This is a genomic window from Sorangium sp. So ce296 (genome assembly GCF_051529605.1).
In the GTDB taxonomy this organism is placed as follows: domain Bacteria; phylum Myxococcota_A; class Polyangia; order Polyangiales; family Polyangiaceae; genus Sorangium; species Sorangium cellulosum_D.
Map to the genome: position 1 here is coordinate 9,959,892 of NZ_CP150325.1, position 24,427 is coordinate 9,984,318.

16 protein-coding genes are annotated in these 24,427 nt (G+C 73.4%); 11 read left to right on the forward strand and 5 right to left on the reverse strand.

Translation table 11 applies throughout. The annotated features are described in order from the left end of the window. The first annotated feature begins 420 nt into the window (after positions 1-420). The 4 genes from WME98_RS36980 to WME98_RS36995 are packed head-to-tail and all read left to right on the forward strand — an operon-like array spanning position 421 to position 9,550. Complete coding sequence (locus tag WME98_RS36980; RefSeq protein ID WP_437946363.1) at positions 421-4,980, forward strand: copper oxidase; 4,560 nt, start codon at positions 421-423, stop codon at positions 4,978-4,980. Positions 4,981-4,999: 19 nt separating this feature from the next. Continuing rightward, entirely contained in the window at positions 5,000-7,144 is a 2,145-nt protein-coding gene (locus WME98_RS36985; RefSeq protein ID WP_437946364.1) for a YncE family protein, read from the forward strand. Then, complete coding sequence (locus WME98_RS36990; RefSeq protein ID WP_061621453.1) at positions 7,141-7,761, forward strand: SCO family protein; 621 nt, start codon at positions 7,141-7,143, stop codon at positions 7,759-7,761. Before WME98_RS36985 ends, WME98_RS36990 begins: the two co-directional genes overlap by 4 nt. 7 nt (positions 7,762-7,768) lie before the next feature. After that, on the forward strand, positions 7,769-9,550 hold the full coding sequence (locus WME98_RS36995) for a cytochrome c/ABC transporter substrate-binding protein (RefSeq protein ID WP_437946365.1): 1,782 nt from the start codon (positions 7,769-7,771) through the stop codon (positions 9,548-9,550). A gap of 78 nt (positions 9,551-9,628) precedes the next feature. Here the strand turns inward: WME98_RS36995 and WME98_RS37000 are convergent, their stop codons facing one another. From WME98_RS37000 to WME98_RS37015, 4 genes are all read right to left on the reverse strand, one after another. After that, the gene (locus WME98_RS37000) at positions 9,629-11,035 is read right to left on the reverse strand and encodes a phosphatase PAP2 family protein (RefSeq protein WP_437946366.1); all 1,407 of its coding nucleotides are present in this window, start codon (positions 11,033-11,035) and stop codon (positions 9,629-9,631) included. A gap of 612 nt (positions 11,036-11,647) precedes the next feature. After that, the gene (locus WME98_RS37005) at positions 11,648-12,760 is read right to left on the reverse strand and encodes an NAD(P)/FAD-dependent oxidoreductase (protein ID WP_437946367.1); all 1,113 of its coding nucleotides are present in this window, start codon (positions 12,758-12,760) and stop codon (positions 11,648-11,650) included. Further along, positions 12,757-13,350 carry an isoprenylcysteine carboxyl methyltransferase family protein gene (locus WME98_RS37010; protein WP_437946368.1) on the reverse strand — a complete coding sequence of 198 codons (594 nt, stop codon included), beginning with the start codon at positions 13,348-13,350 and terminating at the stop codon, positions 12,757-12,759. The genes WME98_RS37005 and WME98_RS37010 overlap by 4 nt, the downstream gene beginning before the upstream one ends. Next, complete coding sequence (locus WME98_RS37015) at positions 13,344-14,441, reverse strand: type III polyketide synthase (protein ID WP_437946370.1); 1,098 nt, start codon at positions 14,439-14,441, stop codon at positions 13,344-13,346. Before WME98_RS37015 ends, WME98_RS37010 begins: the two co-directional genes overlap by 7 nt. A gap of 185 nt (positions 14,442-14,626) precedes the next feature. Between WME98_RS37015 and WME98_RS37020 the strand changes: the two genes are divergently transcribed. The 4 genes from WME98_RS37020 (at position 14,627) to WME98_RS37035 (ending at position 17,572) form a co-directional block, all read left to right on the forward strand. Continuing rightward, on the forward strand, positions 14,627-14,998 hold the full coding sequence (locus tag WME98_RS37020) for a DMT family transporter (protein WP_061625412.1): 372 nt from the start codon (positions 14,627-14,629) through the stop codon (positions 14,996-14,998). A 60-nt stretch (positions 14,999-15,058) separates the two neighbouring features. Further along, positions 15,059-15,499, forward strand: a complete 441-nt coding sequence (locus WME98_RS37025; protein WP_437946371.1) for a DUF3574 domain-containing protein — start codon at positions 15,059-15,061, stop codon at positions 15,497-15,499. 265 nt (positions 15,500-15,764) lie between these two features. Then, positions 15,765-16,454, forward strand: coding sequence for an SCO family protein (locus WME98_RS37030; RefSeq protein WP_437337333.1), 690 nt, complete (start codon positions 15,765-15,767; stop codon positions 16,452-16,454). Between the two features lie 146 nt (positions 16,455-16,600). Further along, entirely contained in the window at positions 16,601-17,572 is a 972-nt protein-coding gene (locus WME98_RS37035; RefSeq protein ID WP_437946372.1) for a glycoside hydrolase family 43 protein, read from the forward strand. Here the strand turns inward: WME98_RS37035 and WME98_RS37040 are convergent, their stop codons facing one another. Then, positions 17,573-21,046: a DNA methyltransferase gene (locus WME98_RS37040; protein WP_437946374.1), complete on the reverse strand. Its 3,474-nt coding sequence runs from the start codon at positions 21,044-21,046 to the stop codon at positions 17,573-17,575. A gap of 673 nt (positions 21,047-21,719) precedes the next feature. Between WME98_RS37040 and WME98_RS37045 the strand changes: the two genes are divergently transcribed. From WME98_RS37045 to WME98_RS37055, 3 genes are all read left to right on the forward strand, one after another. Further along, a complete protein-coding gene (locus WME98_RS37045) occupies positions 21,720-22,088 on the forward strand; it encodes a response regulator (RefSeq protein WP_437337335.1) in 369 nt (122 codons plus the stop codon). 181 nt (positions 22,089-22,269) lie between these two features. Next, on the forward strand, positions 22,270-22,701 hold the full coding sequence (locus WME98_RS37050; protein WP_437946375.1) for a chemotaxis protein CheD: 432 nt from the start codon (positions 22,270-22,272) through the stop codon (positions 22,699-22,701). A gap of 23 nt (positions 22,702-22,724) precedes the next feature. After that, the gene (locus WME98_RS37055) at positions 22,725-24,413 is read left to right on the forward strand and encodes a chemotaxis protein CheA (protein WP_437946376.1); all 1,689 of its coding nucleotides are present in this window, start codon (positions 22,725-22,727) and stop codon (positions 24,411-24,413) included. Positions 24,414-24,427 lie beyond the last annotated feature (14 nt).

Genomic DNA, 24,427 nt, shown 5'->3' on the forward strand with positions numbered 1-24,427 from the left:
GCGCGGACAGACAGCTCTCGCTGAGATCTGTTCAAAACAGCGCCATCGTCATGCGTTGTTTACAATCACGAAGATTCTTGACCTTAGAGAAATACGGAGACAAACCTCTTGTTACCGAGGAGCCTCAGCCGGCGGCTGCGCGACGCCCGTGCTCATCCGCCGGCCTGCGCTCTGGACATGGCGCTCGGGCGACATGCGTTCGAAGCGAGCGCCCCTTGTAGACCACACGGGGGTAGGGGATTTCCTGTGCTGATGAGGCATTCCTGGTGGCTCGGATGGGCCGCGATGACGATGGCTGTCCTTGGCTGTGCCGGCGCCGAAGCGCCTCCTCCGGAGGAGGAGAGCGTAGCGCAGAGCGAAGAGGCGTTGAGTGACGATTTTCATGTTCCCGCGTCGGGTAGGACCGTATTCGCGGACGTCGTGGCCATAGATCAAGTGTTCGTCTATGACCGCTTCGGCTCGTTCAACCCCTCGGGCATGGTATACGCCCTCCGCCGGGACGTCGTGGCCGCCGATCCGTCGAGGCCGATCGGGCCGGGCAACGCCACGCTGCGGCCGGGCAAGCGCCCGAGGCCGCTTGTCCTGCGGGTCAACGCCGGCGACAAACTCTCCATCTCGTTCACCAACTGGCTCACACCGGCGACGGGCCCTCTTACGAGCTTGACTCCCGCGACCCGGAGCGCCTCGATCCACGTGGTCGGGCTCCAGATCAGGAACATCGACGCGCTCGGCGGCAACGTCGGGCAGAACGAGAGCTCGCTGTGCGAGCCGGGCGAGACGCGCACCTACGAGCTCTTCGCCGGCCGCGAGGGCGCGTTCCTCATGTACAGCGCGGGCTCCATGGCCGGCGCGGACGGCGGCGGGCCGGCGCGGCTGATCGCCCATACGCTGTACGGCGCCGTCCACGTCGAGCCGCCGGGCGCGGTCGCCTACCGCTCGCAGGTGACGGCCGAGGAGCTCGAGGCCGCGTCCATCAAGCCGGCGAACCCGAACGGCACGCCGCGCGTCAACTACGATGCGGTCGACAGGTCCGGCGTCCCGATCCTCAAGATCATCAACGACGCCGGTGAGATCGTTCACGGCGATCTCAACGCCATCATCGCGGGCTTCGACGAGACCGAGGCCGGGACGCCGATCTCCGACGACGGTCACGCCTTCCGCGAGTTCACGGTGATGTTTCACGACATCCTGGGCATCGTTCAGGCGTTTCCGGAGCTCGCGGACCGGCGGTACGCGGGCGCCCGCAGCGGCTTTGGCATCAACTATGGCTCCGCCGGCCTGGGCGCCGCCGTCATCGCCAACCGGAGGCGGATCGGCCCGACCAAGGACTGCGCGGAGTGCAAGTTCGAGGAGTTCTTCCTGAGCTCGTGGGCGAACGGAGATCCGGGGCTGATCATCGAGAAGGACGAGGCCGGTAGCGCCGTGCGGGCCCTCTATCCAGACGACCCCTCGAACGTGTCCCACAGCTACCTCGGAGATGCGGTCCGCATCCGGAACCTCCACGCCGGCCCGAGCGAGACGCACGTCTTCCACGCCCACGGCCACCAGTGGCTCCGGTCGCCCAGCAACGACAACAGCGCCTACATCGACTCGCAGACCCTCGGGCCGAAGGCGGCCTTCACCTACCACATCGCCTACGGCGGGAGCGGCAACCGCAACCTCGCCGCGGGAGACGCCATCTACCACTGCCACCTGTATCCCCACTTCGTGGCGGGCATGTGGGGGCTCTGGCGCACGCACGACGTCTTCGAGGCGGGCACGCCGGACCGCGCGCTCCCGGACGGCGAGATCGCGGCCGGGACGCCCCAGCCCGCGGTCGTGCCCCTCCCCGGCACCGCGCTGGCGCCGATGCCGACCTACGCGCCGACGTCGGTCACCCTGCCCGACGGCCGGACCGAGGTCGTCCCGGCCACGCCGGGCTATCCGTTCTTCATCGCCGCGAAGCCCGGGCACCGGCCCTCGCAGCCGCCGCTCGACATGGAGCACGACGGCGGGCTGCCGCGCCACATCATCACGAGCGCCCCGCCGGAGGGCGTGGAGCGCGGCGCCGGCGGCCTCTTCGACGTGCAGCTCCACGCGGCCGAAGTGAAGCTGCTGCCGCAGCAGGGCACCCCGGCGGAGATCGCGGCCAGCCGCTTCCACGCGGGCGAGCTCCCGGGCGCCGTGCGCGCGACGACGCGCTACGGCTTCCCCGCCAAGGGCTATCCGTCCTTCACCTCGGCCGGCAAGCCGGCGCTCTTCCTCGTGAACGGCCAGCCGCCCGCCCCGGGCGCCCCCTTCGCGGACCCGTGCCCGAAGGGCGCGCCGGTGCGCACCTACCGCGCGGCCTACGTCGAGATCGACGCCGCGGTGAGCCGAGCCGGCTGGCACGACCCGCGGCTGCGGACGACCGTCCTCGAGGGGGACGTCGCGGCCACGCTCGACGGCACGCGGGCGCCGGAGCCGATGTTCCTCCGCGCGAGGTCCGGCGAGTGCGTCGACTTCCACGCGACGAACCTCATCCCGGAGGTGCTCCCGGAGGACGCCTTCCAGGCGCGCACGCCGACGGACATGGTCGGCCAGCACATCCACCTCGTGAAGTTCGACATCACCTCGTCGGACGGCGGGGCGAACGGGTTCAACTACGAGGACGGGACGCTCTCGCCGCACGAGGTGATGGCGCGCATCGAGGCGGCCAACCGGCTCGGCGGCGCCCGCGCCGCCGACGGCTCGCTCGACGAGTCGGGCGCCCGCGTGCGGCTCGAGGCGACGAGGCACCCGCGCCTGACCGACGCGCCGCTCGGGGCGCAGACCACGATCCAGCGCTGGTGGGCCGATCCGCTCGTGAACCGGGCCGGCCAGGACCGCGCGCTCAGCACGGCCTTCACCCACGATCATTTCTCGGCCTCGTCGCACCAGCAACACGGGCTCTACGGGGGCCTCGTCATCGAGCCGGCCGGATCGAGCTGGCGCGATCCGGAGACCGGAGAGCTCTTCGGCGGGCGCGCCGACGGCGGGCCGACGAGCTACCGCGCCGACATCCTGTTCCCGGCCGGCGACAAGAGGACGCCGTTCCGCGAGTTCAACCTGAGCATCTCCGATTACGCCACCATCTACGACGAGTGCGGCAACCCGGTGAACCCGCCGAACCAGGCGCAGGCGGCGCTGCCCCTGGCGGTCACCCACGCGGGCGTCGCCGTCGACGCGGTCTCGTGGCGCGACTCGGGGGTGGGGCTCATCAACTACCGGGTCGAGCCGATGCCGCTGCGGCTCGCCCAGCGCAACTGCGCGACAGGCGAGGTCGTCCCGAAGAGCGGCCCCGCCGGCGACATGCACAACGTCTTCAGCTCGAGCGTGCACGGCGACCCCGCGACGCCGGTGCTCCGCGTATACGAGGGAGATCGCGCGGTGATCCGCTTGACCCAGGGCGCGCAGGGGGAGCAGCACGTGTTCTCCGTGCACGGGAAGAAGTGGCTTCAGGAGGCCTTCGACCCGGACAGCGGCTACTCGAGCGGGCAGGTCATCGGCGTCTCGGAGCAGATGGACCTCGCGCTCGAGCCGGCGCCCGTCTTCGAGAAGAACGAGTCCGGCGGCGCCGACTACCTGTACAGCAGCGCGGCGACCGACGATCTCTTCGCGGGCGCGTGGGGCATCCTGCGCGTCCACGGCGCGCCGACCGATCTCCTGCCGATCTCGGGCGTGTCGCTGCCGAAGATCGAGAAGGACCCCAAGGTGTGCCCGAAGGGCGCGCCGAACCGGAAGTATGTCGTCCACGCGATCTCGGCGAGGGACCTGCCCGGCGATCGCCTCACCTACAACGCGGCGCACGGGCTCTACGACCCCGACGCCATCGTGTTCGTCGAGAAGCGCGACCTGGGCGCGGTCCGGTCGGGCAAGGCGGCGGTCGAGCCGCTCATCCTGCGCGCGGCGGCCGGGGAGTGCGTCGAGGTCACGCTCGTCAACGATCTGCCCGAGGATCCGCCGAAGACGCCGCACTGGAACTACAACGCTCCCATCGTCGACGGGTTCAACGTCAACCAGGTGAGGACCTCGAACCGCGTCTCGCTGTATCCGCAGCTCATGGCCTACGACGTCGTGGCGACCGACGGCGCGCACGTCGGCCAGAACCCCGACCGGACGGTCGCGCCTGGAAAGGAACGGAAGTACACGTGGTACGCCGGCGACGTCTCGTTGACGTCCGCGGGCGAGGTCCGCTGGCAGCCCATCGAGCTCGGCGCCGTGAACCTGAAGGACATGGCGGACGTGGTGAACCACCCGATGCACGGCGCGGTCGGCGCGCTGATCGTCGAGCCGGAGGGCGCCGAGTGGACCACGAGCCGGGGCACGCGCGCGCTCGCCCAGGTGAAGTACCGGGACGAGACCGGCGCCGAGCAGTGGTTCCGCGAGGTCGTGCTCCTGCTCCACGACGAGGTGGCCCTGCACTCGGACGATCCGGCGTTCCAGTGCGCCGCGTCCCTGGGCTGCGGCACGGCCCTCGCGAACGTCGTGAGCGGCGTCGACCCGGACACCACCGGTCACAAGGCGTTCAACTACCGCGCCGAGCCGCTCTGGTCGCGGCTCGGGGTGAAGCCGGAGACGCGGTTCAGCGCCATCGAGAACCTCGATCTCAGCGACATCTTCAGCTCGGCGGCCCACGGCGACCCGGAGACGCCGATCTTCACGATGGGAGTCCATGAGCGCCTGCGCGTCCGCGTGCTGCAGCCCTCGGGGCATCGGCGCCAGCACACCCTCGGCCTCTGGGGCATGGAGTGGGCGCAGAACGCGTGGGCGGAGGGCTCGGGATCCCGGTACATGGGCCGGAACAGCAAGGCCTACGCCATCAGCGCGCAGGGCGGTGTCGGCCCCATGACCGCGTGGAACATCAACCCCTACTTCAGGGCGGGCGGCAAGTACGCCGTCCCCGGGGATCGCCTCTACCTCGATCAGGCGAACGCCACGCTCGTCGACGGGCTCTGGGGGATCCTGCGGCTCACGCCGTGAGAGGAAGGACGAGCCACCGATGAAACGGACCTGGACGGGCACGCACGGACTCTGGCTCTCGCTGGCGTGGCTCAGCGCCTCTCCGGCGCTCGGCTGCGGCCGCGTCGAGGCGCTCCTCGCCTCGCGGAGCGAGGGCGCCGGACCGCCGGCGGAGGCAGCGGCGCCGCCCGCGCCGGCGGAGCCCGCGAGAGGGCCGGCGCAGGCGGCGGCTCCCCTCCAGTCGAGCCGGATCGAGCGCGACGGGCTGTCCATCGCGTTCGCCCTGCGCTCGCTGGAGCAGGGCGAGGGCGCTCTCCGCGGCGCGGCGCCGGCCCCGGAGGCGGCCGGCGCCGCGGCCGGCTCCGAGGTCCTGGCCGAGTTCACCATCACCGACGCGGCCACGGGCGCGCCGGTGACCGGCCTCTCGCCGCTCGGGTGGATGTCGCGCCGCGCCGGGGCGTCCGGCGCCGCGGCCCCGGCCGGCGCCGCCAGCGGCGCGGTCGACGCGGCGCCGGACGAGGAGGACTGCCAGGGGAAGATCAAGAGCTTCATGGCAGGGCTCCTGTCGGTGCGCCCGGAGGTGGACATGAACGCCTACCTCCTCTGGACGCTCAACGAGGACAGCACCCTCTCGGCCATCAACCCGCAGATCGCCCTCGGCAGGACGAAGCTCCGGAGCGTCGTCAGCCTCGCGGGGCCCGGCGTCTCGTTCGCGATGCACCCCGACCGGGAGAGCCTCTACGTCACGCTGCGGGGCGGGCGCGGCCTCGCCGTCGTGGATACGCGGCGGGGGCTCGTCCGGTCGAACGTGCCCGTCGGCGAGGACCCGTCGCGCGTCGCGGTCGCCCCCGACGGGCGCACGGTCTGGGTGGGCAACGACGGCGACGGGACCGTGAGCGTGATCGACGCGCGCTCGACGGACGTGCTGAAGACGCTCCAGGTGGGCCCGGGCCACCACGAGATCGCCTTCACGGGCGGCGGCCGCACCGCCTGGGTCTCGAGCCAGCGAGGGGATTCGGTGGTCGTGGTGGACGGCGCCACGCTCGATCCGCTCGGTGAGATCGCGGTGGGCGAGGGGGTCGTCTCCATCGCGGCGAGCGACGCCTCGGGCGTGGTCTACGCCGCGAACGCCGCGCGCGGCGAGGTGGTCGTCCTCGACGCCGCGCGGCGCGACGTCGCCGGGCGCATCGCCCTGAAGCCGGGGCTCGGCGCGCTCGAGTTCGAGCCGCGCGGGCGGTTCGCGTTCGCGCTGAACCCCGCCGCGAACGAGGTCGCCGTGCTCGACGGCGCGACCGGCGCGGTGGCGCACGCCCTCACGGGGTTCGCGGCGCCGGACGCGGTGGCCTTCACCGACGCCTTTGCCTACATCCGCAACCGGGGCGCGCCGAGGGTCTCGCTCGTCGATCGGGCGGCCCTCGGCGGCCCGAAGGCCCCGCCGCTCATCGACATCGCGGTCGGCCAGGACGCGCCGTCCGCCGCCGGCGCGCGCCCTGGCCCGAGCGCGCTCGCCACGCCCATCGCCCCGATGCCCGAGGGCAACGGCGCCGTGGTCGCGAGCCCGGCCGACAGGATGCTCTACGTGTACGCGGAGGGCATGATGGCCCCGATCGGCACGTTGCCGAGCTATGGCCGCGAGCCGCGGTCGATCCTCGTCGAGGACCGATCGCTCAAGGAGGTGCGGCCCGGCGTGTACGCGACCCCGGTGCGCCTCGGCGCGGAGGGGCTCTACGACGTCGAGCTCCTCCTCGACCGCCCGCGGGCCGCGGTGTGCCTCGAGGCCGCCGTGGCGCCCGCGCGCTGCGCCCCGGGCGACGGCCCCGGCTGCGGGGGCGACCCCGCGCCGGCCGTCGCGCTCGCGCCGCTGTTCGAGCCGGATCTGCGGCTCGAGGCGGGCGAGCCCGCGACGCTCCGCTTCCGCGCGACCGCGGCGGGAGCGGCCCCTGCACTGGATGCCAAGGAGGTGGAGGTCATGATCATCAGGTTCCCGGCTGGGTATCGCTGGAGCGGCGCGCCGCGGGCGGAGGGCGACGGCATCTTCTCCGTCGCGTTCACGCCGCCCGTGTCGGGCCAGTACCGCTTCCTCGCCGCCGCGCCAGGGCGCGGCGCGCCGTACGGCGCGCTCCCGTTCGTCCCGCTGCGGGTGTCCCCGCGCGGTGCGGGCGCGGCCGCGAGAGGTGCGCGGTGAGGCCCGGGGCGGCGCTCGCCGCGGCGGCCCTCGCGCTCCTCTTCGCCTCGGTCGCGCGCTTCGCGCCCGCGGAGGGCAACGCGCCGCCGCGGGTCGAGCGGATGAAGGTCGGGGGCGTCTCTCGGGAGGACGACGCCGCCGCGGCGAAGTACTTCACCAACACCGAGCTCGTCGATCAGCACGGCCGCGCGCACCGCTTCTACGACGGGCTCCTGCGGGGCCGGAAGGTGCTCATCAACTTCGCCTTCACCTCGTGCAAGGGCGCCTGCCCCACGATGACGGCGAACCTCGCGCGCGTGCAGGCGCTGCTCCGGGCGCGCGGCGAGCGGGTGACGATGCTGACGATCACGGTCGACCCCGAGAACGACACGCCGGCCGCGCTGAAGCAGTACGCCGCGAAGTTCAAGGCGGGCGAGGGCTGGTACTTCCTGACCGGCACGCCCGCGAACGTGGCCGCGGTGCTGCAGCGCCTGGGCGGCCAGGTGCGGAGGCCGGAGGACCACATGATGACGCTGCTCGTCGGCGACACGTCGACCGGCGTGTGGCTGAAGACGCTCGCCACCGAGCCGCCCGAGACCCTCGCGCACGTCGCGCAGCACCTCAACGACCCGCAGTGAGGCCGCCATGAGCGCTCTCCCCCTGCCTGTGTGGAAGTCCTCGCGCTGGGGCCGGCGGCGCGGCGCGCGGGCGGCGGCTGGACCGCGGGGGCGCCTGCGCCTGCTGCTGGCTGCAGCGCCCGCGATCGCGCTCGGCGTTGTCGCGCTGCGGGCGGTGGGCGGGGGCGATCGCGCGCCCGCGGCGCGCGCGGGGGCCGGCGAGGCGCAGTGCGCCGAGCTCACGCCGCCCGCCCGGCGCGGCAAGCGCATCTACCAGCGCGGCGTGACCGCGGACGGCCGCGCGATCGAGGGGGCGATCGTCGGCGGCGCCGCGGCGCTCTCCGGCCGCGACGCCGCCTGCGCCGGCTGTCACGGCGCGAGCGGGCAGGGGACGTACGAGGGGGGCATCGAGGCGCCGCCGCTCGCGGCCGACCGGCGCCTCGCGTCCCGCGGCGCGCGGGGCCCGAGCGGCGGGCAGGGGGAGGCGGCGATCGATGCCGCGGCGCTCGCGGCGGCGGTCCGGGAGGGGCGCGGCCGCGCGGGCCAGCGGCTGAGCCCGGTGATGCCGCAGTACCGCCTGTCGGCGGCGGATCTGTCGGATCTCGCCGCGTATCTCGGCTGCGTCGGGCGCGATCTGGATCCGGGCGTCACGGCGGATGCGGTGGTGCTGGGCGCCGCGTTGCCGCTGACCGGGCCGGCGGCGCCGGCGGGGGAGGCCGTGCGCGACGTGCTGTCGGCGGCGTTCGCGGAGGTGAACGCGCAGGGCGGCATCTACCAGCGGCGGCTCGAGCTGCGCGTGGAGGACAGCGGCGGGCCGGCGGGCGAGGCCGGGGCGACGGAGCGCCTCCTGGAGGGGGGCGTGCTGGCGCTGGTGGGGAGCGTCCTCGGCGAGGGGGCAGCGGTGCGAGCGCGCCTTTCGGAGGAGCGGGCGCCGCTCGTGGGGCCCGTGGCGGGGGCGCTCGGATCTCCGGGCGGCGCGGGAGCACCCGCGTTGGCGGGCGGAGCCCCCGGCCTCGCGCGGGATGCCGCCGGCGCGGCGGCGGCCGGGGGCGAGGACGTGGTGTTCCGGGTGTGGCCGGGGCCGGACGTGCTGGCCCGCGTGGCGATCAAGCACTTCGCCGGCGCTCCGGCGAACGCGGGGGCGCCTGCCCTGATCGTGCACGCGCGGGATCGCGAGGGCGAGGCCTGGGCGTCGGGCGCGCGCGCGGAGGCCGCCGGCCGGGGCCTCCCCGCGCTGCCTGCGCTGTCGTTCGAGCCGGGCCGCCTCTCGCCGGGCGATGTCGCCGGCGCGGCGCAGGCGCACGGGGCGCGGGCGATCCTCTTCTGGGGCCCCGGCAAGGACCTCGCGGGCGTGCGGGCGGCGCTGGACGACGCGGGCTCGGCGGCGCCGATCTACGCCCCGCTGGGATCGGTCGTCGGCCTCGGCGAGCCGCTCTCTGGCCGCCTGTCGGACCGCGTGCTGTTCGTGCACGCCGGCCTCTCGGGTGAGCGAGAGCGGGCGTCGGGCGCGGCGCTGCGCGCCTCTCTGCGCCGGGCCGGCGTGGCGCCGGGCCCGCTCGGGGCGCAGGCGACCGCCTACGTCGCGGCGCAGATCGCGATCGAGGCGCTGAAGCGCGCCGGCGCCCACGTGACGCGGGAGGGGCTCATCGCGGCGCTCGAGCGGCTGCGCGGCTTCGACGCCGGCCCGGCCCCGCCCGTGACGTTCGCCCGGAATCGCCGGACCGGCGTCCTGGGAGCGAGCCTCGTGCGGATCGACCCGGCTTCGGGCGGCCTCGTGCGCGCGTCGGCGTGGATCGAGGTGGTGCCTTAGCGTTGCGGCGGGGAGTCGGGCGGGTCCTTCTCTTTCGAGGAGCGGCCGGCCGATCACCGGCCGCTCTCGGCGAAGACGTCAATGGAGCGGCTGGAGGGCCCCGTCGAAGACGGCATCTCCGACGTTCCTGCCCAGGCGCATCCCGTTCATCGCATCGAACCTCCAGTGGACGCCCAGGTAGATGCGGCTGATCGCGACCTCCTGAGTCGCCTCGCGGAAGCCGGAATAGCAGCGCCGGAGCCTGGGGCGGACGTCGCCCCGGGCGTCCGTCGTTCTTCCGTTGTACTCGTCGGATACGACGCAGAAGGGTACATGATGCGTGCCATAATAACGGGCCAGCACCTGGAACGTGGCAGCCCCGAGGCTCGCGTGTCCGGAGACGTACGACGGGAACGCCGGGGTCTCGTGCAGCGGGCCCCCGTTGCTGCCGGGGGATGCGAGGGGCGTCCAATGCTTGTCCTGGACCGTGAGCGGGTTTCCATCGATGTTGGCCAGACGGATACCGATGATCGGCCGCCAGAAGTTGTAGTGGTATTTCGTGTCCCATGTGGCGATGGCGGCGTCGGCCAGGGCGAAGTTCACCAGCGCGAAGTAACGGGCGTTCTCTATCTCCGAGTTGTGCTCCTGCACCGCGACGACCCGCGCGATCTGGCCGAAGAGCCGCGGCACCACCCCGATGCGCGGGGCCTCGTCGTACGACCAGAAGATCCCGATGACGGTCTGCTCCGGAGTCCGCAGGGTCGGGGTGCTCTCGCCGTCGCCGCCCAGCGCGAAGAGCTCGTAGAAGCTCAACGTATACGAGAGGCTCCGCAGCGACGGCGGGGGCGGAGCCCGGAACTGGTCGCCGCTCTCGATGGCGAACGGCGTCACCTCCCCCCATCTGGGGGTCAGGTATCCCTGATCGGGGTGGAGAGGATCGACGCGATGGTCGCCGGGCGCATAGCGTGGGGTGTAAGGCATCGGGGCGTCTGCCCCGTCGTGCGCCCGCGCCGCGAGGATGTCTTCGGCGACATCGTTGCCAAGCACGATGCCGTCCCCCTTGGCGTCGCCCGCCGGGATCTCCGCCAGGTACGCGTCGAGCGCGGCGTCGAGCGCGGCGGTCTGACGCGGGTAGAGCGCCGTCAGCGTACGGTGGGCCGCCGTCGCCACCGCCGCATCGACGGATGCGTCCGGCGCGCGGGTATGGACGATGTACGGCTCGTACCGCGGCACAATCGAGTTCACGGCGTCGTAGATCGCCGCGTGGACGATCGCGAGCGCGCGTGAGGCGCGCGTGGGCCCTTCCTGCTCCGGCGGCCTCCTGGAGGGGTCGCTGTAGTCTCTGGCGACCGCGTCCAGAGCGACGGCGTTCCAGTCGAGGACCGCGTCTCTGTCCGGCGGATCTCCCGGACACTCCGGCTCGTACGCGGACGCTCGGCCTCCGAGCAGACAGGCGGCTGTGACAGCGATGGCGATGGGCGCCCATCTCGCGGGTGAACGATGCATTCAAGGCTCCTTTGCACGGATCCTCAGAGACCACCATCGCGGACGACGCCGCTGCGCTGGTCGGCGGGATGGCGGCCACTCGAGGATCGAGAGGCACGGGCAACCCATCAGGGCGAGATCGAGAGCCGTATCTACCCGATTGACGCCCGTCGCGGCACGCAGGAGAGCGCGGCTTCAGGGGGCATGCGCCATCGGCCGCCGGCCGCTCCTCGGCGGGGGATGTGTCTCTGCGTGGCGCCGGATCTCGAGTACGTGTGCCGTCTGCCGGACGTCGCTCTTCGTCCTCGTCGCTCGCCAGGATGGTATGCGTTTTATTCAATTCCAGGCTATCAGTCGGAGCTGCCGCGCGCAACCGGCGCACAGGCTGGTTCACGACCTTCTTTGAGCAGATATGTGATGGGCGCACGACGAGCCACTCTCGAACAGCGGCAGCGCGCGCGAGCGATGGTCGGCATGCGCGCTCGTTATGCCATCATCGTACATAGCGTCTTCGCCTCGCGGCCCGGTGCGCGCGCACGTCGATGGATGCGGTGTAGTGAAATGTTCCGCTGTTGCTGTTGTGCTGGAGCGCGCCGAGGCCGACCCGCGCGACGCCTCCGAGCGCCGCCAGGCTCAGCGCGGGCGCAGCACCGCGCCGACCGCGTGCCGGAAGAGCCCGGGCGCGAGCGCGAGCGCGGACAGGAGCCCGTCGCGGAGGCGCGGGCGCCGCGCGATGAAGAGCACCGCGCGCGTCGCCACCGCGTAGCGCAGGAAGGCCTGCCGGAACACGCGGGCATAGGCCGCGAGCGGGGCCGCGCCGCCGCCGCGCAGGGCCGCGTCGAGCGCGGTCGACAGCGCGGCCGCGCCGACGAGCGCGAGCGAGATCCCCTCGCCGGTGATGGCGTCGATGTAGCCCGCCGCGTCGCCGACCAGCACGAAGCGGTCGTCGTGGAGCCGCGACGACGCGCGCTCGAGCGGGCCGCTGCCCCGCGCCGTCGAGTCGACCGGCGCGTCCGCGAGCCGCTCGGCCAGCGCCGGGAAGCGGCGCACGAGGCGCTCGGTCGACGCGCGCCCCTCGAGGCGATCGCCGTCCCACAGGAACGCGACGCCGACGCGCTGCGGGCCCGCGGGCGTCACGTACGCCTCGACCCCGTCGCCGAGGTGCACCTCGACGAACGACGACCACGGCGCGCACCGGAAATGCTGGCGCAGGCCGAGCCGCCGCGGCCCCGCGGGCGGCGCGTCCCAGCCGAGCGCGCGGCGCACGCGCGAGCCGAGCCCGTCCGCGCCGACCACGTACCGCGCCTCGACGGCGCGCCGCCGCGTGACCAGCCGCGCGCCGGCGGGCGTCCGCTCGACCGCGACCAGCGGCTCGCCCGCCGCGAGCCGCGCGCCGGCCGCGCGCGCCCGCGCCGAGAGCGCCGCCGACAGCGCGGTGCGGCGCACGCCGAGCCCCCCGGGCGCCGGCAGCGGCGCCTCGACGCGCAGCCCGTCCGGCCGCAGGTACCGGATGCCCTCGATCGGCGCCCGCTCGGCCGGATCGAGCTCGGACAGGACGCCGAGCGCCTCGAGCGCGCGGCAGCCCTCGGGCATCACGCCCTCGCCGCACGCCTTGTCGATCGGCCACGCGGCCTGATCCAGGACGATCACGTCGTGCCCCCGCTGCGCGCAGCCGATCGCGACGGCGAGGCCCGCCGGCCCCCCGCCGACCACGGCGATGTCGGCGATGTCGGACCGCGCGCTCACGGCGCCGGGGGGCGCTCCGGCGCGGGGCGGCGGCCCGGCACGAGCCGCGGCAGGCCGCCCATCTCCGCCGCGTACGACGGCCCGAGCGCCGCCTCCTCGGCGCGGATGCGCACCGAGAGCACGAGCGCGTTGAGGGCGCTGAAGACGAGCGCTGTCAGCCACGCGCCGTGGATCATCGGGATCGCGACCATCTCGACGATCACGGCGGCGTAGTTCGGGTGGCGCAGGTAGCGGTACGGGCCGCCGGAGACCGGCGCCGCGCCGGGCACGACGATGATCCGGACGTTCCACTGCTCGCCCAGCGTGGCGATGACCCAGTACCGCATCGCCTGCGCGAGCAGCGCGGCCGCGAGCGCCGCGAACCCGACGAGCCCGGGGAATGGCCGGTCGAACGCGTCGACCTCGAGCGCGCACGCCGCGAGGAAGGCGGTGTGCATCAGCGCCATCACCCGGAAGTGCGCCTGCCCGACCTCGACGCCGCCCTTCGCGAAGGCGCGCCGCGCGTTGCGGCGCGAGATGACGAGCTCGGCGAGCCGCTCGACGGCCACGGCGCCGAGGAAGGCGAGGTAGAGCTGCGCCGAGGTCACCATCGCAGCAGCGCGATCTCCGAGCAGAAGCCGGGGCCGAAGGCCATCATCACGCCGTAGTCGCCGGGCCGGACGTCCGCCTCTTCGAGGACGTCGCGCAGCACGAACAGCACCGAGGCGGAGGAGACGTTGCCGATCTCGCGCAGCGAGCGCCACGAGCGGGCGAGCGCGTCCTCGGGCAGCTCGAGCGTCTCGGTGATCGCCTCGAGCACCTTCGGCCCGCCGGTGTGGACGATCCAGTGGCGGACGTCGCCCCGCGACAGGCGGTGCCGCGCGAGGAACGCGTCGACGTCGTGCCGCACGTGCTCGCGCACGAGCGCCGGGACGCCGGCGGAGAGGACGACCCGGAAGCCGGTGTCCACGACGTCCCACCCCATGATGTGCTCGGTCTCCGGATAGAAGACGGCCTGCGCGTCGAGCACCGCCGCGCCGCCGGGCCGGCCGCTCTTTCGTGCCGCCTGCGCGCCGCGCGCCACGACGGCGGCGGCGCCGTCGGCGAAGAGCTGCGCGGCGATGACGTTCGCCGCCGAGGTGTCGTCGCGCTGCAGCGTGAGCGAGCAGAGCTCGACCGACAGGAGCAGCGACGTCTGCCCCGGGAAGGCGCGCAGCGTGTCGGTGACGCGCCCGACGCCGGCCACGCCGGCCACGCACCCGAGGCCGAAGACGGGCGTGCGCCTGATGTCGCGCCGGAAGCCGAGCCGGTTGACGAGCCGCGCGTCCAGGCTGGGCGCCGAGATGCCCGTGACCGAGACGAACATGATGTGATCGACGTCCTCGGGCCGGAGGCCCGCCCGATCGAGCGCGGCGCGACAGGCGCGCTCGCCGAGCTCCATCGCGCACGCGCTCCACCGGCCGTTCTGCGCGGCGAACGTCGAGGGCGCGTAGTAGGCGTCGATCGGCAGCGCGAGGTGCCGCCCCCGCACCTCGATCGACCGCCGGACCCGCTCGACGAGCGCGAGCGCGTCGCCCTTGCCCGCCCAGAGCCGGCGCAGCCCCGCGCACGTCTCGTCCTGCGTTGCGTAGTGCGGCGGCAGCGCCGTCCCGACCGCGGCGATCGTGGGCGCGAACGGCATCTCCAGGCGTTCGGAGCTCATGGCGGGCGGCAGTCTCGCACCGAGGCAGGCGACCGACCACGTCGATTTCGCCGTCAGGAGCCGCCTGAAGCTCACCGAACCTTGGGCGATGAAGGCTTGCGCGCTTCACGGTTGATCCATGCCGGCCGCTGCGCCAGAGGTCTCCCGGGAAATGGCGGGCCGCCGGCGCTCGCCGCACCAGAGACATGGCTCAAGGTTACCTCTTCCTCATCATCGCCCTCCTCTTCAACGCGACCGCGAACATCCTCATGAAGCTCGCCTCGCGGCGCGTCCCGCCGATGGAGGGCCTGTCGCTCGTCGACAAGGCGCTCGCGCTCGCGACGAACTACCACCTCGTGCTCGGGCTCGTGCTCTTCGCGTCGAACATCCTGTTCTACGTCCTGGCGCTGAAGCGCATCAACCTGTCGGTCGCCTATCCGATCATGTCCTCGGGCGGCTTCCTGATCATCTCGGTCTTCTCCGTCTACTACCTGCGCGAGACCCTCACGGCGGTGCAGATCGGCGGCATCGTCCTCATCGCGGCGGGCATCGCGATGGTCGCGTACAACCTCAGCTAATCCGCCGCGCCGGCCGTGATAACGTGCGGGTCGCACGCCCTCACCTCGGAGGAAGCATCCATGCCCGACCGATCGATCCCGAGCGCCCTCCTCGCCGTGCTCCTCGCCACCGCCGGCTGCGGCAGCGCCGCGGCGGAGGACAGCCCGCCGCCGGCGCCCGAGGCGACCTGCGACACCGGGGCGCCGATGATCCGCACCGAGCTCTTCTTCGGGATGGATCGGTTCGACGAGCCCGACGTCACGCAGGAGGAATGGCAGCAGTTCGTCGATACGGTCGTGACCCCGCGCTTCCGGGACGGGCTCACGCAGTTCGACGTCGACGGCCAGTACCTCGCGACGACGGAGGAGCTGATCCGCGAGGACAGCCGGCTGATCATGCTCCTCCACGACGGCAGCCAGGCCGCCTCGGACAGCATCGAGGCCATCCGCGAGGAGTACAAGGCGCGCTTCGATCAGGAGTCCGTGCTGCGGATCGACGAGCCCGTCTGCGTCGATTTTTGACGGCCGGGGCGTCGTGGCCTCGCCTCGCCGACGCGAGCGCGCGCGTCCGCCGGCGAAGACTCTTGACCTCCGGGGATCGCGCGACAAAGTGCGTTGTCCGCTGACCAGCCGTCGATCGCCCATCGAGCGGTCATCGAGGAGGGGCGCCGCCGCCGCGGCGCGCCCGCTCTTCGCTCGTCGAGCGACGGCGCACGAACACCCCGGGCGCTCGGCGCGAGCGCCCCCTCGCGGGCCCCGACGGGGCGACGCCCGCAGTGAGGCCGATATGCGATCTCTCTCGCTCTCCGTGCCGAACGCCTTGCTCCTCGCCGGCGCGCTCGCCGCCGCCTCGTGCGGTCGCGCGAGCGACCCGGTGGGCGCGGGCGCCGATCGGGATCCGTCGCTCCCGGCGCAGGGCGCCGCGGCGGTGCGGACGGCCCCGGCGCCGGGGGTCGTGGTGCCGGACGAGGAGCTCGTCGATCAGGACGGCGCGCCGGTCCGCCTCCGCGATCTCGCGAAGGATCGCGTGCTCGTGGTGAACTTCGTCTTCACCACCTGCACGACGATCTGCTCGCCGATGACGGCCATCTTCGGCCGGCTTCAGGCCGAGCTCGGCGACGCGCTGGAGCGCGACGTGCGGCTCGTCTCCATCTCGCTCGACCCCGCCACGGACACCCCGGAGCGGCTGAAGGGATACGCGGAGAAATTCGGCCGGCGGCCCGGCTGGGTGTTCCTGACCGGCAAGCGCGAGCGCGTGAGCCGGGTGCTCGACGCGCTCGGCGGGCGCGCGCCCGTCAAGGAGCAGCACACCCCGATCACGCTCATCGGCCGCGCGTCCGAGGGGCGCTGGACGCGGGTCGACGGCATCGCGACGCCCGCGCGCCTCGCCGAGGAGACGCGGGCCTACCTGTGGCGAGGCCTGGCGGCGCCGGGCCCGGGCGGGCGCCGGCTCGATGATCCCTGGCGGAATTTCTGATGCGATGGTAGAGGGGCGAGCCCACTCAGCTCAAGCCCGCGTTCGCGGGGCGCGCCACGCTGCTCGACGCGCTCGAGACGCACGCCGCGGCGCCGTCCCACGACCGGCGTGGCTGAGCTGAGCCCCTCACCACCCCACGGAGCGGCATGTCGCGACCGAAGCCCCTGGTCTCCCACATCTACACCGCGGACCCGCGCGCCCACGTCTTCGAGGGCCGCGTGTACATCTACCCGTCGCACGACGTCGACAGCGGCATCCCCGAGAACGACAACGGGGATCACTTCGACATGCGGGACTACCACGTCCTCTCCATGGCGAGCATCCCCGGCGAGGTGACGGACCACGGGGTGGCGCTCGACCTCAAGGACATTCCCTGGGCGGGGCGACAGCTGTGGTCCGGCGACGCGGCGCACAAGGACGGCACCTACTATCTGTACTTCCCGATCAAGGACCGGGACGGCATCTTCCGCATCGGGGTGGCCACCAGCAAGCGGCCGGAGGGGCCGTTCAAGCCGGAGGCTGAGCCGATGCGGGGCAGCTACAGCATCGACTGCTCCACCTTCCAGGACGACGACGGCGCGCACTACATGTACTTCGGCGGCCTCTGGGGCGGGCAGCTGCAACGCTGGCAGAGCGGGAAGTACGACCCCACCGTGCCGCCCGAGCCCACGGAGGCGAAGCCCGCCATCGGCCCGCGCGTGGCGCGCCTCGGCGACGACATGCTCCAGTTCGGCGAGACGCCGCGCGAGATCCGCATCCTGGACGCGAGGGGCGAGCCCCTCCTGCAAACGGACCACGCGCGCCGCTTCTTCGAGGCGGCGTGGATGCACAAGCACGACGGCAAATACTATCTGTCGTACTCCACCGGCGACACGCACCTCCTCGTGTACGCCACGGGCGACAACCCGTACGGCCCCTTCACCTACCAGGGCGTCGTGCTCACCCCCGTGCTGGGGTGGACGACGCACCACTCCATCGTGAACTTCGGCGGCAAGTGGTGGCTCTTCTATCACGACTGCGAGCTCTCCGGCGGCAAGACCCCCCTGCGCAGCGTGAAGGTCGTGGAGCTCACCCACCGGCCGGACGGCTCGATCGTGACGATCGACGGCCGCGCGTAACTACCCCCCATCGGGGGCCTTCTGCCCCGACGCCCGCGGCCGCTTGCCGGGCCCCGGGCCGCGCCGCTCGGCCTCTCCGCGCCGCCGCTCCTCCTCGTCGGCCCGCGCCTCGTTCAGCGCGAAGAGCCGGTCGATCACCCGATCTTCGAAGGCGCCCGCCGCGCTCCGCTCGCCGGGCGTGACCGGCGCGGCGTACGGCGGCACCTCGATGTCGTCGAACCCGTACGCGGCGAGCACGGCGCGGTCCATCTCCTCGTGGAGCCGGCGGAGCTCGACGACGCCAGGCCGCGCGCACGCAGGGTCCTTGAGGAGGTTGTACATCGCGGTCAGGCCCTCTCCCAGCTCGACCATCAGCCGGGCGCGCGCCGTGTAAAGGCGCTCGCCGGCGGTGTCGAGGGGCCCGCCCGCCGCGAGGTGCTCCGGGCGAGGGAAGGGGAACGTCTCCACGCAGTCCGACGGCGCGTACCGCAGGCCCTCTCCCATCGTCGAGGAGAGCAGGCGCGCCCACGACTCGTGCGCTCGCGACTGGAGGACCGCGAAGCGCGCGTAATCGTCGATGGCGAACACGCACAGCTGGTCCGAGAACGTCCGCCCCGCGGGCTGGAACGCGAAGCACAGGTGCTTCGTCACCCGCGCCGCGACGAGGCACCGCGCGAGCGGCGCGACCCTGCGCCGGAGCTCCGGCCGGGGGTTGGCGAACTGCCACCATCGCGCCCGGTGGCCCGCGTCGATCCCGGTGAGCTTCAGGCGATCCCGCGCCGGCTTGACCCGGCTCCGCACGATCGACAGGAGCGCCGGCCACCGCGCCGCGTCATCGAGCCCGCGCTCGCCGAAGTCGATGACGTGGCGGTGCGGGCTGTGCGAAGGCGACGAGTTGACCTCCTCGCCGCCGAGGAAAGGGCGGAGCACCTCGCCGGCCGCCGGGTCGCCCGCAGACAGCGCCCGCGCCTCGCCGTCGGTGAGGACGAAGCCGTCGCCGCGGAGGAAGCAGCCGATGAAGCAGAGATCCCGGCTGGCCTGAAGCGGCCTCGGGTCGGGCCGCTCGGGCATCGCGCGAAGGTGGGAGTTGATGTGGCGGACAGGGACGCCGTCGAGCCGGGGCGGCGGGACCCCGTCGGCCGGCGACATGCCCACGGCGAGGTGGACGACGGCGACGTGGACGGCCGCGTCCCCGGGCCACGGGACGCTGCGCACCGCGTGGTAGATGACCGCCCGCCCCGCCTCGACGAGCGGCTGCAGGCCGGATCGCCGGGTGTCGCCCTGGGCTATCGTGTTCGTGGCGATGAGCCCCACCGTGCCGCGGCCCCCGAGCAGCGCGGCCGCGCGGCGGAAGAAATGGGCGGCGAGGTCGGTGTTCTTCGTGGCGCCGTGCAGCTGCTCGAGCCACGCGGCGTACACGTCCCCGTGATCCGTCGAGATCCGCTTTCCCCCGAGGAACGGCGGGTTCCCGACGAACGCGTCGAGCCGCGCCGGGCCCGGCGCGCGCTCGCCGCCCGGCCCGCCCGGGCGCGCCTCCAGGACGCGCGGCCCGCCCGGGCGCGCGTCCTGGAACACCTCCGGGAACTCCAGCGCCCAGTGGAACGCCGGCAGCGGCGGCGCCCGGCCCGGCGCGCCCTCCCGGAGCGCCCGCTGCATGGTCAGGAGCTCCTCCGGGGGCGGCCCCCCGCCGCGCAGCCACGCGATCGCGAGCCGCGCCCGCCGGTCGCGCTCCCTCAGCCGGTCCCGGTCCTTCTCGTGCGCGAAGAACGCCCCCACCACGAGGTCGCCGAGGAGCCGCGCCCGGCCGATCGCCTCGTCCGCCTCCCGCGCGAGCCGCGCCCGCCCGCGCGCGGCGCCGCCATCCACGCCCGGCGGCGGCGCGGCGAGCGCTCGCCGCAGCGCGAGCGCCCGCTCCAGCGCGGCGTCGATCGCGTCGCAGAGCGGCGGCTCCGGCGCGGCGGGCTTCCAGTGGAAGCCGCGCAGCTGGGCGAGATCGAGCCCGACCAGCGAGTCGCCGTGGCGGAGGGCGTGATCGACGAACGTGAACGGCTCGTCCCGCGCGCGCGCCACGAGCCAGAGCGACAGCCGCGCCAGGCTCACGGCGAAGGGGTTCTTGTCCGCGCCGTACAGGCAGCGCCGCGCCACGAGCCGCCGCGCCTCGCCCACGGCGTCCTCTCGCCCGCGGGCGAGCCGCTCCGCCGCGGCCGCGTCGCCGGCCGCCGCCTCGCGGGCCCAGGCGGCCACCACCTGGTCGGCCAGGTACCGGCACGCCTCCAGGAGAAAGGCGCCCGATCCCATCGCCGGGTCGCAGATCGCGAGCTCGAGGAGCCGCGCCGACGGCGGCTCCTCGCCCAGCTGCCGGAGCAGGGGCTCGAGCGTCCGGGCGACGATGGGCGCGGACAGGCTCCTCGGGGTGTAATGGGAGCTCGTCCGCCGCCGCTCGGCGCCGGGCTGGAGGAAGAGCCGCCCCGCCGCGAGCACCTCGGTGTCCCTGGCGCGCAGCGGTCCCAGCGCCCCGAGGACCTCGGCCTCGGTCCCGGCGGCGACGAGCGCCTCGCCGAGCCGCTTCGCCTCGCGCCGCGAGAGCCCCGCCCGCTCGGCGAGCCACGCCGCCCGCCGCGCCCTCGGCTGCGCGAGCGCCTCGGCCGCGCTCACCCAGACCCGCTCGGGCCGGAGGCACACCGTCGGCCCGGCGGCGCGCTCGACCCGGTAGCCCATGAGCGCCTCGTAGAGGCCGCCGAGCTGCTCGACGTCGAGCGACCGGTACGACAGCGGCCGCCCGTCGAGCACGAGGAGCCGCTCGAGCACCGCGTGCACCGCGGCGTCGTCCAGAGGCGGCGCGCCGGGCCCCGCCCGCTCCAGGAACGGGTAGCGCTCGGGGTCGAAGAGCTGCCCGCGCCGCGCCGGCAGGGTCAGCTCGGGGCGGCCGAGCCCGTGAAAGACGGCGCGGAACAGCGCGACGAGCCGCGCCCACGCGCCGGAGCGCCGCCGCATCGCGGCCGGGCGCGCGGCGTGCTCCGCCGCGAGCTCCCGGAACAGCGCGTGCACGCCGAGGTGCGCCGCGTAGCGCGGGTCGTCGACCGGCAGCAGCCCGCGCGCCTCGGCGTGGAGCAGGAACGCGAGCCGGAGGAGCGCGGTGAGCAGCCCGCCGTAGAGGTGCTCCGGGCCGCGGGCGAGCGCGCCCTCGAGCGCGTCCGGCCCGTCGCGCTCGGCCGCCTCCTCGAAGCCGCGGAGCAGGACGCCGAGCGCACCGAAGGCGCGATCCGCGAGCGCGCCCGCGACGTCTGCCTGCTGCGCCCTGCTGTCCCCGTGGACGGGCCGATCCATGCCGAGCGCCCGGAGTGTACGCGAGCGCGCGGCGATCCGCTGCAGGTTCTGCCTCACCCGCTTCTCGAGCGGCCGGACCATCGGCCGAGCTCGAACGGAGCTGCTTCCGTCTTCCTCGCGCGCGCTCCCCGGGCGCTTGACGGCCGTCGGCAGAACCCAATAGGGCATTCATCAAGCTCGCCCCTGGCTCCGTGATGGGGAGAATTCGAACACACAGGATCTGCGCCATCGAGGTGCAGAGTCAGAGGACGCAGAGAGTCTTCGTCCTCTCCCCCGTGTCCGCCGCCCCGGCGACGCGGGGAGCGGTCGACCAGGTGGACGATGATCTGCCCTCAGCTCGACGCCCGGATGCTCCCGCGGATCGCTCCTGCAGGCGGGCTGCGCGCTCGGGCGCACATCCCTCGCCTCCCTGCCACCTCTCTCCCTACTGCCTCCCTTCCCCCTGTCTTCGACCTCCATGAGCTCCCTATTGCGGAGCTCGTGCGCCGGTTCCGCGCACACGCGCCGTCGCCGCGGAGACGGCGTATCCGATCGCGCTTGCGCGCTCCAGCTGCGGGTCGACCAGCTCCTGTGCCTGCCCGCTTGAAGGCCACGGGAAGCGAGGTCTCGGACCTCATGGAGGCTCCGGCGCGTCGGCAAATCAGCGCGACCGACAGCGACCAGATGCGTACATGTTGAAAATTCTGGGTGGAGCTTCTACAAACCCTCGTGGTAAGGTGTTGCTGCCCAGGGGGGGAACGCCCTGTGCGCAGGTGCTTTACGCAGGCGGAGGAGGGGGAGTCTCCTTACCCTGCGTGAGGGCACGGCCGCTGCCGCTGAATCCGCTCGAGGGGGTGCAACGGTGCCTCGGAAGAAGATCCTGCTGGTCGACGATTCTCAGACCATCCTGCGCATCGAACAGATGGCGCTGCGCGAGCACTACGACCTCATCACGGCGAACGACGGCGGCCAGGGCGTCGCCGTGGCCATGGAGCAGCGGCCCGATCTCATTCTCCTCGACGTCGTCATGCCGCGCGTGAACGGGTTCGACGCATGCAGGCAGCTGCGCGCGGACGAGGCGACGCGCAGCACGCCGATCCTGCTCGTCACGAGCCGGAGCGATGTCGCGCACATGGAAGAGGGATTCCGGTGCGGCTGCTCCGATTTCGTGACCAAGCCCATCGACACGATGGAGCTCCTGGAAAAGGTCAGGAACTGCCTTGGCGACTGACTCAGCGGCCAGGGCATCCGAGGACGCGCACCGCGCGCCTTCCGGCGACGCCGATCGAGCCGGGCCTACCCACGACGATGTCGGCGGAGAGGACAGGACGAGGCCGCCTGACTCCACGACACAGTCTCTATCCATCGGGCCGCCCAGCTGGCGCTCGCTGCCGACAAAGTCGCACCACGTCATGCCGGGCCAGCTGTTCGTCTCGCCCGAGCCGGCCTCGGTGACCACCATCGTTGGGTCATGCGTGGCGATCTGCCTCTGGGACCCGACCACCGGCGTCGGCGGGATGAACCATTACGTGCTTCCGGGGTGCCCGAGCCCGGCGATGGCGTCGGTCCGCTTCGCCGATATCGCATGCCAGCGTCTGCTCGAGCAGCTCATGGATCTCGGGGCCTCCAGCCGGGCGCTGCAAGCGCGCGTCGTCGGGGGCGCCTGCCTCATCTCCGCGTTCCGGGAGCGCGGCACCCACCTCGGCGCCCAGAACGTCGATGCCGGCCTCGGGTTCCTGCGCGCGGCGGGGATCCGGATCGTCCAGCTGGATACAGGCGGCAACCGGGGGCGCAAGATCGTCTTCCGGACCCACGACGGCGCCATCTCCATCCAGGCCCTGTGAGCCGCATGGCCCCTGTGAGCAGCATGGATAGGGAGCGCGACGAGCTGCTCCACACGTTCATGGCGGAGGCGCACGAGATCCTCGACGAGATCGAGCGCGCGCTGCTGCAGCTCGAGACCGGACCCGACGTCCACGACGTGCTCCAGCGCGTTTTCCGCGCCACCCATACGCTCAAGGGGAGCGCCGGCTCGGTGGGCCTCGGCGGCCTGAGCGATCTCGGGCACGCCGCGGAGGACATCATCGAGGCGCTCTGCCGCGGCGATCTCCCCCTCACCACGCCTGTCGTCTCGCTGCTGCTCGAGACGGTGGACGCCGCCCGACGGCTCGTCGCCGAGATCGAGAGGGGACAGGTCGAGCGCAGCGCCTCGCACGAAGAGGTCATCGCGCGCCTCCAGGAGGCGCGGCGCAGAGGGCCAGAGGCGCTGCAGGGCGCGTGGGCGACGGGCGCGCGCCGCGCGACCGAGGACGACGCGGAGGGAGCGACCACCCTCAAGAGCATCCGCGTCGCCGTCGAGAAGCTGGATCGCATGGCGGATCTCATCGGAGAGCTCACCCTCGGTCGGAACAGGCTCGCGCGGACGCTCCGCGCGGTGCGCGGGGAGGCCGGCGCCGCGCTGCGCGACCAGATGGAGGAGCAAGATCGGCTTTGCAGGGAGCTGGAGGAGGCGGTGCGCGCGGCGCGCATGGTGCCGGTCGGCCCCTGGTTCCGGCACTACGAGCGCACGGTGCGCGATCTCGCCCACGCGCAGGGCAGGCTGGCGCGCCTCGTCGTCCTGCACGGCGACGTCGAGGTGGATACGGCCGTGGTCGAGCGGTTCCGCGACGCCCTCACGCACCTCCTGCGCAACGCCATCTGTCACGGCATCGAGGCGCCCGAGGCGCGGCGCGCCGCGGGCAAGGACCCTTGCGGCACGATCACCCTGCACGCCGCGCACGAGCGGGGCGGCATCGCGCTCCGGATCTCCGACGACGGCGCCGGCATGAGCCGCGAGCGCATCGCCGCTCGGGTCCGGGCGCTGGGGAGGCACCCCGCGCCCGACGCGCTCCCCGATCACGAGCTCTTCAGCCTCGTGTTCGAGCCCGGGTTCTCGACGGCGGCGGAGTCGTCCCACCTGGCGGGGCGCGGCATGGGCATGGATGTCGTGCGGCGCAGCGTGGAGTCGATCCAGGGCACGATCCGGATCGAGAGCCGCGAAGGGCACGGCACGTCGCTGCTGGTCCAGCTCCCGCTCACGCTGGCCACCATCGAGGGGCTCTCGGTGGGGATCGGCGACGAGCGGTACGTGGTCCCGCTCCGCGCGGTGCTCGCCTGCTGCGATCTGCCGCGCGGCTCGCTCGCGCACGGCGGCGCGCAGGGGCTCATGCTCCGGAGCGGACGCGCGCTGCCGTGCGTCCGCCTCCGGGCGCTCTTCGGGCTCGGCGGAGCTCCCCCGCCGGAGGAGCGCGTCGTCATCGTCGCGCACGGCGGCTCCGAGGCCGGCCTCGTGGTCGACGCCCTCGACGGCGAGGGGCGCACGGTGGTCAAGCCGCTCGGCCAGCTCTTTCGCCGCGTTCCGGGCATCTCCGGCTCGACCATCCTCGGCGACGGCAGCGTGGCGATGATCCTCGACGTCGACGCGCTGCTCGGCGGCGTCCTCCGGGACGTGGGCCAGGCCGACGCCCTCGACGAGCGCAGGGCAGCGCCATCGGCCGCCGGAGGCGCCCCAGCATGATCGGGCGCCCCGGC

Coding starts and splice junctions, on each gene's coding strand:
- WME98_RS36985 (WP_437946364.1), top strand. CDS start 5,000: ATGAAACGGACCTGGACGGGCACGCACGGACTCTGGCTCTCGCTGGCG.
- WME98_RS36995 (WP_437946365.1), top strand. CDS start 7,769: ATGAGCGCTCTCCCCCTGCCTGTGTGGAAGTCCTCGCGCTGGGGCCGG.
- WME98_RS37000 (WP_437946366.1), bottom strand. CDS start 11,035: ATGCATCGTTCACCCGCGAGATGGGCGCCCATCGCCATCGCTGTCACA.
- WME98_RS37010 (WP_437946368.1), bottom strand. CDS start 13,350: ATGGTGACCTCGGCGCAGCTCTACCTCGCCTTCCTCGGCGCCGTGGCC.
- WME98_RS37015 (WP_437946370.1), bottom strand. CDS start 14,441: ATGAGCTCCGAACGCCTGGAGATGCCGTTCGCGCCCACGATCGCCGCG.
- WME98_RS37020 (WP_061625412.1), top strand. CDS start 14,627: ATGGCTCAAGGTTACCTCTTCCTCATCATCGCCCTCCTCTTCAACGCG.
- WME98_RS37025 (WP_437946371.1), top strand. CDS start 15,059: ATGCCCGACCGATCGATCCCGAGCGCCCTCCTCGCCGTGCTCCTCGCC.
- WME98_RS37030 (WP_437337333.1), top strand. CDS start 15,765: ATGCGATCTCTCTCGCTCTCCGTGCCGAACGCCTTGCTCCTCGCCGGC.
- WME98_RS37035 (WP_437946372.1), top strand. CDS start 16,601: ATGTCGCGACCGAAGCCCCTGGTCTCCCACATCTACACCGCGGACCCG.
- WME98_RS37040 (WP_437946374.1), bottom strand. CDS start 21,046: ATGCCCTATTGGGTTCTGCCGACGGCCGTCAAGCGCCCGGGGAGCGCG.
- WME98_RS37050 (WP_437946375.1), top strand. CDS start 22,270: ATGCCGGGCCAGCTGTTCGTCTCGCCCGAGCCGGCCTCGGTGACCACC.
- WME98_RS37055 (WP_437946376.1), top strand. CDS start 22,725: ATGGATAGGGAGCGCGACGAGCTGCTCCACACGTTCATGGCGGAGGCG.